The organism is Litchfieldia stipae (genome assembly GCF_014837155.1).
GTDB lineage: Bacteria > Bacillota > Bacilli > Bacillales > Bacillaceae_L > Litchfieldia.
Genome location: NZ_JACYHA010000020.1, coordinates 15,266 through 29,042, shown reverse-complemented (window position 1 = coordinate 29,042; position 13,777 = coordinate 15,266). Strand labels below are relative to the sequence as shown.

General features: G+C 36.5%; 11 protein-coding genes. 9 read left to right on the top strand and 2 right to left on the bottom strand.

Features of this window, described 5'->3' with window-relative positions; genetic code table 11:
- Positions 1-110 precede the first annotated feature (110 nt).
- The 3 genes from F7888_RS18220 to desB all read left to right on the top strand — a co-directional run bounded on the left by F7888_RS18220 (position 111) and on the right by desB (position 3,566).
- A complete protein-coding gene (locus F7888_RS18220; protein WP_191781988.1) occupies positions 111-1,325 on the top strand; it encodes a DEAD/DEAH box helicase in 1,215 nt (404 codons plus the stop codon).
- Positions 1,326-1,607: 282 nt separating this feature from the next.
- Positions 1,608-2,375, top strand: coding sequence for a sirohydrochlorin chelatase (locus F7888_RS18215; RefSeq protein WP_191781986.1), 768 nt, complete (start codon positions 1,608-1,610; stop codon positions 2,373-2,375).
- A 78-nt stretch (positions 2,376-2,453) separates the two neighbouring features.
- Positions 2,454-3,566 carry a Delta(10) desaturase DesB gene (desB, locus tag F7888_RS18210; RefSeq protein ID WP_191781984.1) on the top strand — a complete coding sequence of 371 codons (1,113 nt, stop codon included), beginning with the start codon at positions 2,454-2,456 and terminating at the stop codon, positions 3,564-3,566.
- Between the two features lie 95 nt (positions 3,567-3,661).
- Here desB and F7888_RS18205 read toward each other — a convergent pair whose 3' ends face one another.
- Entirely contained in the window at positions 3,662-5,218 is a 1,557-nt protein-coding gene (locus tag F7888_RS18205; RefSeq protein ID WP_191781982.1) for an ABC-F family ATP-binding cassette domain-containing protein, read from the bottom strand.
- A gap of 426 nt (positions 5,219-5,644) precedes the next feature.
- Between F7888_RS18205 and F7888_RS18200 the strand changes: the two genes are divergently transcribed.
- The 6 genes from F7888_RS18200 (at position 5,645) to ilvA (ending at position 11,975) form a co-directional block, all read left to right on the top strand.
- Positions 5,645-6,973 carry a polysaccharide biosynthesis protein gene (locus F7888_RS18200; RefSeq protein WP_191781980.1) on the top strand — a complete coding sequence of 443 codons (1,329 nt, stop codon included), beginning with the start codon at positions 5,645-5,647 and terminating at the stop codon, positions 6,971-6,973.
- Positions 6,974-7,242: 269 nt separating this feature from the next.
- On the top strand, positions 7,243-7,941 hold the full coding sequence (locus F7888_RS18195; RefSeq protein ID WP_191781978.1) for a Na-translocating system protein MpsC family protein: 699 nt from the start codon (positions 7,243-7,245) through the stop codon (positions 7,939-7,941).
- Positions 7,942-8,118: 177 nt separating this feature from the next.
- Positions 8,119-8,799 carry a Na-translocating system protein MpsC family protein gene (locus tag F7888_RS18190; RefSeq protein WP_191781976.1) on the top strand — a complete coding sequence of 227 codons (681 nt, stop codon included), beginning with the start codon at positions 8,119-8,121 and terminating at the stop codon, positions 8,797-8,799.
- Between the two features lie 120 nt (positions 8,800-8,919).
- Complete coding sequence (locus tag F7888_RS18185; RefSeq protein ID WP_191781974.1) at positions 8,920-9,828, top strand: ATP-binding protein; 909 nt, start codon at positions 8,920-8,922, stop codon at positions 9,826-9,828.
- Positions 9,829-9,925: 97 nt separating this feature from the next.
- Positions 9,926-10,645: a TerC family protein gene (locus F7888_RS18180; protein ID WP_191781972.1), complete on the top strand. Its 720-nt coding sequence runs from the start codon at positions 9,926-9,928 to the stop codon at positions 10,643-10,645.
- 121 nt (positions 10,646-10,766) lie between these two features.
- A complete protein-coding gene (ilvA, locus tag F7888_RS18175; protein ID WP_191781970.1) occupies positions 10,767-11,975 on the top strand; it encodes a threonine ammonia-lyase in 1,209 nt (402 codons plus the stop codon).
- A 382-nt stretch (positions 11,976-12,357) separates the two neighbouring features.
- Here the strand turns inward: ilvA and mreBH are convergent, their stop codons facing one another.
- The gene (mreBH, locus tag F7888_RS18170) at positions 12,358-13,359 is read right to left on the bottom strand and encodes a rod-share determining protein MreBH (RefSeq protein ID WP_191782074.1); all 1,002 of its coding nucleotides are present in this window, start codon (positions 13,357-13,359) and stop codon (positions 12,358-12,360) included.
- Positions 13,360-13,777: the final 418 nt, after the last annotated feature.

The following is a 13,777-nucleotide window of genomic DNA, read 5'->3' as shown; positions in this document are numbered from 1 at the left end:
TATATTCTTTGATTCATTTAAGTATGGTATAGTGAGTAGCGTAGAAATATTCATAGTTAAGATCTAGATAGAACAAAATAAGAATTATTAAGAAGTTAAAGGAGAATTACATGGTTACAAATTGGCCAGTTTTAGAAAAGATGAAGCCTTTTATTCAAGATGCTTGGACAAAGGCAGGCTTTAAGGAAGCAACTCCAATTCAAGAAAAGACAATCCCTTACATATTAGAAGGTCAGGATGTAATAGCTGAATCCCCAACTGGAACAGGGAAAACTTTGGCTTACTTACTTCCAATTTTAGATAAAATAGATGTTGAGAAGAAAGAGATACAAGCAGTCATTCTTGCTTCCTCTCATGAGCTTGTTATGCAATTATTTGGCGAGTTTCAGAAGTGGTCTGAGGGTAGTGACATTTACGGAGCAAGCTTCATTGGTGGAGCAAATGTGAAGAGACAGCTTGAAAAAATTAAAAAGAAGCCACAAATCGTATTTGGGACTCCTGGAAGAGTATTGGAGTTAATCAAACAAAAGAAGTTTAAAATGCATGAAGTAAAGACGCTTGTACTAGACGAGGGTGATCAGCTTCTTGTCCCTGAACATCTACAAACAATGAAGGACATCATTAAGTCCACTTTGAAGGATCGACAAATCATTCTTTTCTCAGCGACTTTAACAGAGCAGGCTGAATCGATTGTAAAAGAGATGGTTTCTGAACATGCAAAGACAATTAGGGTAGAGCGAACAGAGGTAAATACAGGATCACAGGTTGACCATATTTATTTTGTTGCTGAATCAAGAGATAAAATTGAGGTCATTGCAAAGTTATCTAGAGTTGAAGGCATACGAGGACTAGTCTTTGTAAGAGATATTGGAAATCTAAGTGTGTTATCAGAGAAACTAAAGTTCAAACGAGTACCAGTCGAGGTACTACATAGTGATGCAAATAAGACTGATCGTCAGACGGCATTATCAAACTTCCGATCAGGGAAATCAAATCTGCTATTAGCAACGGATGTCGCAGCAAGAGGGCTAGATATCCAAGGGATTACACATGTTGTTCACTATGATTTACCTAAGGATGTAACAGAGTATACCCATCGATCTGGGAGAACAGGGCGACTTGGATCATCTTCTGGTACGGTTGTTTCAATTGTCTCAGGCAGGGAAGTGAGAGAACTGAAGCAGCTTGCTCGTAAGGTGAATGTAGAGGTTGAAGAAAAAGACTTCTTTAAAGGGCAAATTGTAGAGAAAAGAAGCGAAGTAGCCAAACGATCTGTAAATAAGCCTAAGAAATTCAAAACAAATACGAAGAAAACGAGAGGATAACCATGTGTTATCTTCTTTTTTTTGACAGTTATGTGAAATGGGTAATAAAACAAAATGTAAATGTGACAAACTTCACTTATTACTGACGAGATATAGATTAGGATTAAAGAATGAGGTATGAACATTTAGTTACAATCTGGTGAAAAGCGGTCAATTGTTATGGTTAAAGAAAGTAAACCCTCTATAAATGATTATAAGAGAATAGTATATTTAACTATATGTTACAAAAGGGTAGGGAGATAGCATCCCTCTGCAATCTGGTAATGTAAGGAGTGAAATCATATGGATGCATTGATCTATGTTGGTAATGGAAGTAGAACAGAGTCTGGTAATACACAATTTATTTCGTTTGTGAAGGAAATGATGTCAGTAGTCGATTTCCCATTACAGGGCTATGGTTTTTTAGAAGGGACAAGGCCTTCGATAATCGAGGCGATTTCAACGGTAATCTCACAAGGGGCAACTTCTGTTACAATCATGCCGATTCTCCTTCTAACAGGAACATATGTAAGAGAAGATATCCCAAATGAAATGATGAGAGCTAAGAAAATCTACCCCAACATTCCCTTCTATTATGGTCAACCCTTTGGTCAGGATGACTCAATGATTCAAATCCTAAATGAACGTTTAGAGGCTAAAAAGTATAACAATAAAAGATTTAAAGCAGTTCTTTTAGTAAGTCATGGGAGCTATGATGTACATTCTTTAAAGCAATTTGAGGAAATCGCACAGCGTTTGAGATATAATAAACCGTTTGATGTATTTACATGTTATATGAATATGTCTAAGCCTTCATTTAAAGATGAATTAGGGAATGTTCTAAAGCAAACATATGAAGAAATTTATATAATCCCTTATTTACTGTATTCAGGAGGATTTACAGTTGAAATCGAAAATATCACGAAACAGTACCAAGTAAATAATCCCGATAAAAACATCATTCTATGTGAGCACATAGGGTTTGACGAGAAATTAAAGGAACTATTCCAACAGCGAGTCTATGAAGCAATTCCAATTGAAGCGAATAATGATAAAAGCCTTGTTGAATAAAAACAAGGCTTTTGTTGTACATTAATATGGAAATAAAACCAAAGATATGAATCAATACCGTTTTTTAGGAGGTAGCAAATGAAAGAACTACATACTTTTGGTTGGTATGCAGCACGAATTAAACCACATCTTCCAAAGGAAGCATTTAAGCCAGTACCAGCCAGACTTTGGGGTGGACTAGCCTATTTGTTAGTAACGATTGCAGGTTTTTTAGTGATTGGGCTTTTAGATTTACATGTAATGATATATGGAGCCATTGCAGTTATATTAGGTGCTTGCTTTGCGGCAATGGGGTTTTTAGGTCATGAAATTCTCCATGGAACGGTCGTTAGGAAAGGGTGGCTACGTGATCTTCTTGGTGCCATCGCATTTTTTCCACTTAGTACGGGACCAAGTCTGTGGCGTAAATGGCATAATCTTACCCACCATGTTCATACACAAGATGACGAACATGACCCTGACTCATGGCCGACGTTAGAAAGAATGTTAAAAAAACCAATTTTCCGATGGGTTTATCGCCTGCCACTATCAGTTCGTGCAGTTTTCAGTTTTTGTTCATTAGCGATTCAGTTTTCTGCACATTCTGCGAAAATGTTCACAGTATATATAAAAGAATTTAATGTTAAGAAAAGACCAAAGGTATGGTTGGAATTAATCCTACCTTGGGCAACATGGATTAGCTTACTATTCATATATGGACCGATAAAATGGTTATTTGCCTTTTTAATCCCATTGTTGATTGCTAATTTTATCGTGATGAGTTATATTTCAACAAATCACAGATTAAATCCACTGGTACCAGTAAATGATCCATTGGCTAATAGTTTAACTGTCACTGTGCCAAAGTGGGTTGATGTATTACATTTTAATTTCTCTTATCATACAGAGCATCATTTATTTCCAGGAATGAGTTCAAAGTATTATCCTTTGGTGAAGGAGCAGATCAAAAAAAGGTGGCCAGATCGCTATCATGAGATGCCTATGATAAAAGCATTAATAGCGTTATGGAAAACACCACGCTTATACTTCCAAGGAAATGAGCTAGTTGACCCTAGAAAAGGGGCATTGTATGGTTCACTTGGAAATGGGCTAGACCCATCTCAGATTCAAGCTAGATCCACAATGATAAAAGAAGAATTGGAAACAAAGGCTAAGTTTGTAACGAATGAAACGAATGATAAAACAATATAAAAAACTGACTAATCACTAGTCAGCTGAACAATTAAACAAACGTTTGTTTAAAGATAAAACACTAAACAAACGTTTGTTTAAATTTTTATGATGCCTTAAAACACTTTAGTTGTCCAAGTTTCGCAGTTCCACGTGTCTGTTACGATATCCTGGTAGAACTCAGGTTCATGTGAAATAAGTAAAATCGAACCTTTGTATTCTTTCAATGCACGCTTTAGTTCATCCTTCGCATCAACGTCTAAGTGGTTTGTTGGCTCATCAAGGACAAGAATATTTGTTTCATTATTGATCAGCTTACATAAACGAACCTTCGCTTTTTCTCCACCACTTAATACTTCAATCTTACTTTCAATATGCTTCGTCGTTAGTCCGCATTTTGCTAGAGCCGCGCGAATTTCAGCTTGGTTGTAGGACGGAAACTCATTCCAGATCTCTTCAATACAAGTGTTGTAATTCGCTTCTTTAATTTCTTGCTCAAAGTAACCAATATATTGATAGTCACCACGTTCAACTTCTCCAGAAAGCGGCTTATTGATTCCAAGGATACTCTTTAGAAGTGTTGTTTTCCCGATTCCGTTCGCACCAACTAAAGCTATTTTTTGTCCACGATCCATTTTTAAATTCAATGGTCGAGATAGTGGCTCTGTGTAGCCAATAACAAGATCCTTTGTTTCAAAAATTAGCTTACTAGATGAACGTGCTGCCTTGAAATGAAACTCTGGCTTTGGCTTCTCCTTTGCAAGCTCAATGACGTCCATTTTATCAAGCTTTTTCTGACGTGACATCGCCATATTTCTCGTAGCAACACTGGCTTTGTTACGAGCAACGAAATCCTTTAGCTTAGAAATTTCCTGTTGTTGTCTCTTGTAAGCAGATTCTAACTGCTGCTTTTTCATCTCATGAACCTGTAAGAAGTTATCGTAGTCACCAACATAACGATTCAATTCTTGATTTTCCATGTGGTAAATAAGGTTAATAACACTATTTAGGAATGGAATGTCATGTGAGATTAAGATAAATGCATTTTCATATTCCTGCAGATAACGTTTCAACCAAACAATATGCTGTTCATCTAAATAGTTAGTCGGCTCATCGAGTAGAAGGATATCTGGTTTCTCAAGCAGGAGCTTAGCAAGCAACACTTTTGTACGCTGACCACCACTTAAGTCATGGACATCACGCTCTAAGCCAATGTCCTCTAATCCAAGACCACGAGCTATTTCTTCAACCTTTGCATCAATTGTGTAGAAATCATTGTTCGTTAAGATATCTTGAAGAGTACCTACATCTTCAAGAAGTTGCTCTAATTCTTCAGGTGTCGCTTCACCCATTTTGTTATAAATATCATTAATTTCAGCTTCAAGATCAAACATATACTTGAAGGCACTTTTAAGTACATCACGAATCGAAGCACCACGTTCTAATGCGGCATGCTGATCCAAATAACCAACACGAACATTTTTGGACCATTCAACTTTCCCTTCATCGGGCTGAAGCTGACCTGTAATAATATTCATGAAGGTAGATTTCCCTTCACCATTTGCCCCAATAAGCCCAACATGCTCACCCTTTAATAATCGAAACGAAACATCATTAAAAATCGCACGATCCCCAAAACCATGACTCAAATTCTTTACCGATAATACACTCATCTATAAAACTCCTTTATCTTATGAAGGATAATTAATTATTAAAATTTTCTTATTGTAAAAAGAGAGAGAAAATCCTAGCAGATTGAATACACGTAGACTCCTGCGGGATTTGTGGCCAAAGTGAGACCCCGCAGGAGCTTGCGACGAGGAGGCTCACCAGACACCCCGCCGGACGCGAAGTGTATTCAAGCTGCGGGTTAGATTTGATTATCTAATAGGAAACTTCTCATTTAAACATAACCATATAATTATTGTTATAAGAAATACACATATACGATTATATATGAGTTTTCTCCTAGATAAAAGCTAGCAAAGTAAATTTGAGTTTGTAAATTTTCACTAAAAATCATAAATTTATACAATAAAATGATGACTTGTCTCATATTCATTAATTATTAAGCAATTTAGTGAAGGAGATATGACAACATGAGTACATTCCTAAAAGGAACAATTGTCCTGATATTGGTCGCATTTATTGGTGAGTGTTTAGAGTTTTTACTCAACATGGTTCTTGCAAAGGAACTTGGTGAGGTCGGCATGGGATTATATATGACCATCCTACCGACGATTTTTTTGGTGGTCATTCTCGCTAGTTTAGAGCTACCAATCTCAGTTTCTAAACTAATTGCCGAACATGAGCAAAAATATCATCGCAGCATGCTTCAACATATTATGAAAATAACGATCATCATGACAATCATCTTTGTCATTCTAAGTGTGCTAATTCTCCCATTTATTTCAGTATTTGATGACTATCATCCATATGTTCGTTGGTTAGTGGTTGCGTTAATTCCAATCATCTCATTTACCTCCATCGCTCGAGGCTATTTTATGGGGGTTCAAAAAATGGGGAAAATCGCATTCTCGAATTTTTTAAGAAAAGCGATTCAATTGATTCTACTCGTCTTCATTTATCAGATGTTCGATTTTAATTTGGAAACGGCTCTGATGATTGCCCTTTGTACGTTAGTAATTAGTGATATATTTGTATTTGGTTACTTAATTTACGAATATGGAGCTAGAGTTCGCTTTTTAAATAGACAACCTAGTGAGAGAGTAAATAAAAGAAGTATAAGTAAGCAGCTCATGTCTGTCTCTATTCCGACAACCGGTCTTCGGATTTTTCATTCGGTTACACATGCGATTCAGCCATTTCTGATTAAAGCTGCGCTCATTAGAGCGGGAATGCCTGCAGCGGTTGCGACCGAGCATTATGGATTATTAGCGGGTGTAGCATTAACCATTGGTTTCTTTCCAGCCTTCATTGCTCACTCATTATTAACGGTATTGATTCCAACGGTATCAGAGGCCTATTCAAAAGGAGAGCTATTCAAGCTACAACAGTTATTACAAAAGGTTCTTAGATTTACAATGCTGTATGGAGTACCAGCAGTGGTGATTTTCTATTTCTTTGCAGAGCCATTAACCCATTTGTTCTTTGAATCATCTGCAGCTACTGTGTACCTACAAATGCTTTGGCCGTACTTCTTATTCCATTTCTTTGTAATTCCAATGCAAGCATACTTAATTGGACTTGGCTTACTAAAGGATGCGCTATTTCATACAGTCTGGTCACATTTGATTGCATTTCTAGTCATGTTCATCCTAGGGTCCTTGCAAGAATTACAAATGGAAGGAATCATTATTGGAATGAACATGGGGGCTGTCTTATTAACTTTGATGCATTATGTGACGATTTGTAAAAAAATTGGATTAACCGTTTTTCTTAAAGTACCGGTTAAAAATTACAATTAGGCTTTCTATGTAATATCTCTTCACATCATAATGAAAATTCAAATGGTTTTTATTGTTGAAAATGGATTTACATGATATATTAGTAATGATTAATGTCTATCCGTCATTGATTCTTGTTTTATCAGATTTAAGAAATTACTACATTAAATGAAATATGATGATTGAATGGTAAATGGAAGAAATTATATAGTCTATCCATGGCCTAACTTCTTTATAGAGGTTAGGCCTTTTTATGTTTTTTTTTAGAAAAGGAAGAAGTAGGGGGTATCATGAGAAGAGAAACGGTTATCAGCATTAACCAACATGAAGAATTAACAGCACTAAGCAGCTATACTAGTAAAATTATTAAAAAGAAGTTTGGGAAAGGCCCTGAAAATTGCTTCACTCAAATATCAGATCAATTTATAGTCATTCATTTAAAAAAATACATAACTCCAATTGAAGAAGCACTTATTAGTGAAGGAAAGATCCAGGTAGCAGAAAGTATTCGAAATACAGTGATGAAGGATATCTATCATTCACTAAATGATATGCTAATGTCTACTTTTGGAAAAAGGGTAGAAGCATTCTATACAGATTGGAATTACCTAAATAATACAGGGGTAATCTTGGGTGAATGGGAAGAACAAACGTATTCTAATGCAGAACCAGGGCTTGAACTTAAAGTTGAAAGTGAATTTAGGTTATATGGAGATCAGTTAGTTCAACAAATAAAAGAGGTGGATCTTGATCAACTCAGTCAAAATATGTATGTCGTGAAATGTAAGGCTGATTTAATGCCGATTGAAAAACTTCTCTTAAAAAAAGGACTAGTTGAACTTATGAAAGAACGGGAAAAAGAAATTCGGCAATTTTATCATTCACAAACGAAATCATTAACAAGCATTTTCAAGAAAGAGATTGAACAGCTTTTTCTCTTTTGGAATTATGAAAAAGAAACATATTATCTTTTACTAGTTCTCAATTAAGGTATAAATAACCAAAAATAACCAAATAATATTAAAAGACAGTTATTTATTTTAGTTGGGATTAGTAAATATAACCAAATCATATGACAACGCTTATAACTATGCTACAATTGAATAGACCAGTGTCATTAAAGTCAATGGTTATTATATTCTTTGTCCCAACAAGGTAGGGATAAGATGAACATACAGGATCAATTAAAGTACATAAGTAGTTACACAAGTAAACTGCTTCGAAATACATTTGGTAGAGGGCCAGAGTCTTGCTTTGCAGCAACTTCAGATAATTATTTGATTATGTACATTCGGGGATTTATCTCTCCGATGGAAGTTGTATTAGTGAAGAATGGTCAATCTGCAGATGTTGATCGAACAAGGACAACGATTATTAATAGCTTAATGAACGAATTACGTGGTGTGGTACAGGTAACGCTGGAGACAGAGGTTTTTACTTTTTATCATGATTGGAATTATCCTAATAATAGAGGAATCATTGTTCTAGAGCTTGAAGATGTCTTGATTCCAGCTGAGAAGGACGCCCATTTCGATCATTCACTTTTAGAAAAAGAAGTGATTCGATTGAGTAAATTAGTTCAAAAAGCACCAGAAAGACTACAAATTAAATCAATCACACAAAAAATGATTGTTGTGAAAAGGTATGGCATCTTGGTACCCATTGAGAAAGCACTCCTACAAAAAGGGTTCAAGGATGAACTATATGTCACAAAGGATGAGCTTGAAAAATTCTATTTCCATAAAGATGGAAGTTTTGATGATATATTTAAGGAAGAAGTCGCAGATATTTTTATCGACTGGCAACTAGAGCACGATAATAGCTTAATATGCTTCATTTTAAAGTGAATAATGAATGGGTAAATGTGAGAATAAACGTCTTAAACATGACCTAGCTTCTAAACAAGGAGCTAGGTCTTTTTATTTGGATAAGTTGGAACATCATTTAAGTTATTAGGGGGTTTAGTAGTGAAAGAACACAGGTTATGCTATTTCCATGTATGGATGATTGTTGGAGGAGGTTTTCTACTTGCGAATCTACTCATCATCTATATGATAAGTGATTTACCGTTAGTGAGGACATGGTTAATTTGTTTTAGCCTCCTGTTCTTTTGCTTATTTAGTTGTCTCTTCTTATCCTTGTACAAAAAAAAGGAAAAAGGAAGTCAAGCTGAATTCATAGAGAAAAATGATGATTTAATCCGTCGATCTGAGAATCTATCTGTCATTGGTGAACTAGCAGCTGGAATTGCACATGAGATTCGAAATCCATTAACAAGTTTAAAAGGATTTCTTCAATTGATTGAACATGGTGGAACAAACGAATTAACTAGAAAAAGTTATTCCAAGGTCATGCTAAATGAAATTGAAAGAATTAATGAAATTGTAGGAGAATTATTACTGTTATCAAAGCCAAAGAAAATGGAGCTTAAGTTTACAAATCTACGAAATATCTTAGATTCGGTTGTTTTCCTATTAAATACACAGGCGATATTATACAATATTCAAATTCATTTAATCAGTCCGTTAAAAGAAAATCATGTGAAGATTTATTGTGATGAAACGAAGATTAAACAGGTCTTTATTAATTTGATTAAAAATTGTATTGAATCGATGGAAAACGGTGGAAATATTGAAATCACTGTAAATGCAATAGATGACAAGGTCTGCATCGAAGTATCTGATCAAGGGGTAGGTATTCCTAAGGAAAAGCTAGAATCTATCGGAAAAGCGTTCTACTCTACGAAAGCAAACGGGACGGGATTAGGGTTAATGGTTAGTCACCGAATTATTAATGACCATGGGGGAGAAATAGAGATTGATAGTCTTGTGAATAAAGGAACAAATGTAAAGGTGTGGCTTCCTATCGCAAAATAAAAAGTATAGCAAATGAATGAAAAGTGCTATAATTAACTATTGTTTATACTTATTTATTGCAACATATTTTAATAGTTTCGTAGGAGGCGCATGACAAGTGGATGTTTTAAATATCCTAGGAATAGCAATCTCGACAGGAGCGACAGTTGCTCTTCTCAAAATTATCGCAATTGATATCATCTTATCTGGTGATAACGCAATTGTGATTGCAATGGCAACCAGAAATCTACCCAAGGAACAGCAAAACAAAGCGATCTTTTGGGGGACAGCAGGAGCAGTTGTTTTAAGGATTCTATTTGCGGCAATTATTGTTTATCTTCTCAAAATTCCTTTTGTTAATTTAATTGGAGGAGCACTGCTTTTATTCATCGCTTATAAGGTACTAATCGGTGATGAGGGAGAAGCTCATGTGAAATCTAGCACCGGATTTGGACAAGCAATCGGGACAATTATCATGGCGGATGCTGTGATGAGTCTTGACAATGTTGTGGCGGTTGCTGGAGCAGCGCATGGTCATATTGGTATGATTGCACTTGGTGTCGCTATTAGTATTCCAATTATGATATTCGGCTCAAAGCTTATTGTAAAAGCAATGGAGAAATTTGTCTGGATTGCTTATGTTGGTTCTGGGATTTTAGCCTGGACAGCAGGTGAGATGATGCTAAAGGAAGAACGATTAACAAATTTCTTACACATCAGTCACGGACCTATTTCCTACTTAATTATTGCTGTGATTACTGCTTCACTTTTAGGTGTTGGATATATTCAAAATCGAAAAAAACGAATGACACAGCAACAAGTACAAAAAACAGCATAATATCTTATGATACGACTACCTTATTGGTAGCCTTTTGTGTATGGAAAGTTATAGAATAATCATGAATAGACTGTAAAAACTAAGTGTCACAAACTTTTTCCGTTCATTGGAGGATGTACATATGATAACCATTAAAGAAATAGAAGAAGCTAAAAGTAAGATGAATGGAATTGTGCATTACACACATTTGGATCATTCTCATACATTTAGCCAGCTAAGCAATAATGACATCTACCTTAAGCTTGAAAACCTTCAAAAAACGGGATCTTTTAAAGTAAGAGGTTCTTATAATAAGATGACGTCTCTAAGTAAGGGTGAACTTGAAAAAGGGGTGATTGCGGCTTCAGCAGGAAACCATGCTCAAGGCGTTGCCTATTCTAGTAGCCAATTAAATGTGCCATGTACAATCGTCATGCCTAAGGGAGCTCCTTTGAGTAAGGTCGAAGCAACGAAAAAATATGGTGCGAATGTTGAACTTCAGGGAGCAACTTTTGATGAGGCACTAGAGTACGCATTAGGCTTACAAAAAGAAATGGGGGCCACCTTTGTTCACCCGTTTGATGATGAAGCGGTGATTGCCGGGCAAGGTACAATTGGACTTGAGATTTATGAGCAATTACCATCAATTGATGCAGTTGTTTGTCCAGTTGGTGGTGGTGGATTAATTGCTGGTGTGGCTCTTGCGTTAAAGACACTTAAGCCTTCAATTAAAGTGTATGGTGTGGAATCAGCAGCATGTCCAAGCATGAAGGAGTCATTACTCGCTAATAAGCCACTGACAATCGATATCTTACCAAGTATGGCCGATGGGATAGCTGTTAAACGTCCTGGAAATCTTACATTTGAGTTGATTCAAACATATGTAGATGAAATTTACACAGTAGAGGAAATGGAAATTGCACGGACGATGCTTTTATTACTTGAACGTAATAAATTGTTAGTTGAGGGGTCTGGCGCAAGTTCTTTAGCTGCCTTGATTTATAATAAAATTCCACTTGAAAATGCAAAAATTGTACCAATCATTACTGGTGGAAATGTAGATATGAACTTTATCTCGAGAATTATTGAGCATGGAATGGTGGAGTCAGGGCGATTCTTATCACTAGTTACTTATATTACAGACAAACCAGGACACTTGCATAAGCTCTTACAACTGATTGCAGAATTAGACGGGAATGTCCTACATATTAATCATCATCGCATTGGTGCGAATGTCTTTCCTGGACAGACGAAAATTCAATTATCGCTCGAAACAAAAAACCAGGCACATATTGAGCAGATTGTTCAAAAGATCAAAGATGCTGGATATGTAATAGAGATTGATTTGTAAACCCGTAGCCTGAATACACTCCTCGTCCTGCGGGGTGACTGGTGAGCCTCCTCGTCGCTTCACTGAGGCCACTGAAAAAGTCATTGTTTTTGAAAAGTGATGTTTTTTAGGGGGTCAAAAATGTCTCCCTACCCTTCAAACGTCGCTTAGAAGCGAATCTGGAGTCCCGTTTTTTCAACATCATTTTTTATTCTAAAAAAATCGGACTTTTTCAGTGACCTCGCTTCACTCCTGCGGGGTCTCACTTTAGCCATTAATCCCGCGGGAGTCTTGAGTGTATTCAGTCTGCTAGATAGTTGAGACCTTACCAATCTAGCCACTAACTATTAATAGATGAAAAAAGCACTAATGGTAGAAGTTTACCTGTTAGTGCTTTTTGTTTCTACATCGCATGTAGTTTTTTAATCACGCTTAATGAACGACCTGTGCCAATGGCTACTGCTTCTAGTGGATTTGGTGCAATGTGAACGGGAACGTGAATTTCTTCGCTCAGCCATTCTTGGATACCCTTCAACAAAGCTCCTCCACCTGTTAGGATCACTCCACGGTCGACTATGTCACCACTTAATTCAGGAGGACAGCCCTCTAATGTGGATCTGACAGACTCTAATATATTTGCTAAGGAGTCCTTTAATGTTTTTTGAATCTCAAATGATGAGAGTGTCACTGTTTTTGGTAATCCCAAGACAAGATCACGACCACGGATGTCTAATGTTTCTTTTTCATGGTCAATCGGCGCATAGCCAATCTCCATTTTTATAAGCTCAGCCGTTCTTTCACCAATAAGGACATTATAGTTCTTTCGTACATATTGGATGATATCCTCATCAAATTGATCTCCACCAACATTAATTGATTGAAATGTGACCACACCGCCAAATGAGATGATGGCAACCTCTGTTGTACCGCCACCAATATCGACAACCACATTGGCTGTTGGCTCATCAACTGGAAGGTCTGCTCCAATTGCTGCTGCAACTGGCTCCTCAATTAGGTGAACATGCTTGGCACCACTGTTTCTTGCTGCATCCTGAATCGCTCTTCTTTCAACAGAAGTAGCTCCTGATGGAGTACAAACAACAAGACTTGGTTTGCGTAATGAATAACCTAGCTTTTTGCTCGCCTTCAACATAATATGGCGAAGCATTTCTGATGTCATATGATAGTCGGCTATCACACCTTTTTTCAATGGACGAACTGCTGCAATTCTTCCTGGTGTCTTACCGATCATTTCTTTTGCTTCGGTACCTACTGCGATGACTTTATTTGTTACTGTATCTACAGCCACCACAGAAGGTTCGTTCAATATAATACCTTTATTTTTACTATATACGAGTATATTAGCCGTTCCTAAATCAATTCCTAGTTCAAATGTACTAAACATTCGTTCATTCAACCCTTTCATACTCGACCCCAACATAGAGTTCTAAAGTCCTTGTCGATTTATGGGGGTCTTTGTAGGAAAAAGGAAAAAAGAATTTAATTAAAACTGTTTCTTATTCCTCGAGAACTTTAGTCCTGTAAATAAGAGAAACAACGAATACACAGGTACCACGCATACCAGCAGGAGATTTCGAATAGAGAGATAACTCCACTCGAACAATAACCCATCCATAGAAACGATAAGCACGCACACTGCAATCGTACCTAGAATATTGAGGCCAAAACATACAGCCGGAGATTTTACTGCCACCTTTGTCTTGAAAAGCAGGGAAATTCCAGTAAGATAAAATCCAATCAATCCTACTAAGAGGACAATCCAAATGAAAATAGGGAGATTAAGAGTAAATTCACTTCCTTTA

Excerpts from the sequence above, each read along its gene's own strand:
- ilvA (WP_191781970.1), top strand. The coding sequence starts at position 10,767 with ATGATAACCATTAAAGAAATAGAAGAAGCTAAAAGTAAGATGAATGGA.
- F7888_RS18220 (WP_191781988.1), top strand. The coding sequence starts at position 111 with ATGGTTACAAATTGGCCAGTTTTAGAAAAGATGAAGCCTTTTATTCAA.
- F7888_RS18205 (WP_191781982.1), bottom strand. The coding sequence starts at position 5,218 with ATGAGTGTATTATCGGTAAAGAATTTGAGTCATGGTTTTGGGGATCGT.
- F7888_RS18190 (WP_191781976.1), top strand. The coding sequence starts at position 8,119 with ATGAACATACAGGATCAATTAAAGTACATAAGTAGTTACACAAGTAAA.
- desB (WP_191781984.1), top strand. The coding sequence starts at position 2,454 with ATGAAAGAACTACATACTTTTGGTTGGTATGCAGCACGAATTAAACCA.
- mreBH (WP_191782074.1), bottom strand. The coding sequence starts at position 13,359 with ATGTTTAGTACATTTGAACTAGGAATTGATTTAGGAACGGCTAATATA.
- F7888_RS18195 (WP_191781978.1), top strand. The coding sequence starts at position 7,243 with ATGAGAAGAGAAACGGTTATCAGCATTAACCAACATGAAGAATTAACA.
- F7888_RS18215 (WP_191781986.1), top strand. The coding sequence starts at position 1,608 with ATGGATGCATTGATCTATGTTGGTAATGGAAGTAGAACAGAGTCTGGT.
- F7888_RS18200 (WP_191781980.1), top strand. The coding sequence starts at position 5,645 with ATGAGTACATTCCTAAAAGGAACAATTGTCCTGATATTGGTCGCATTT.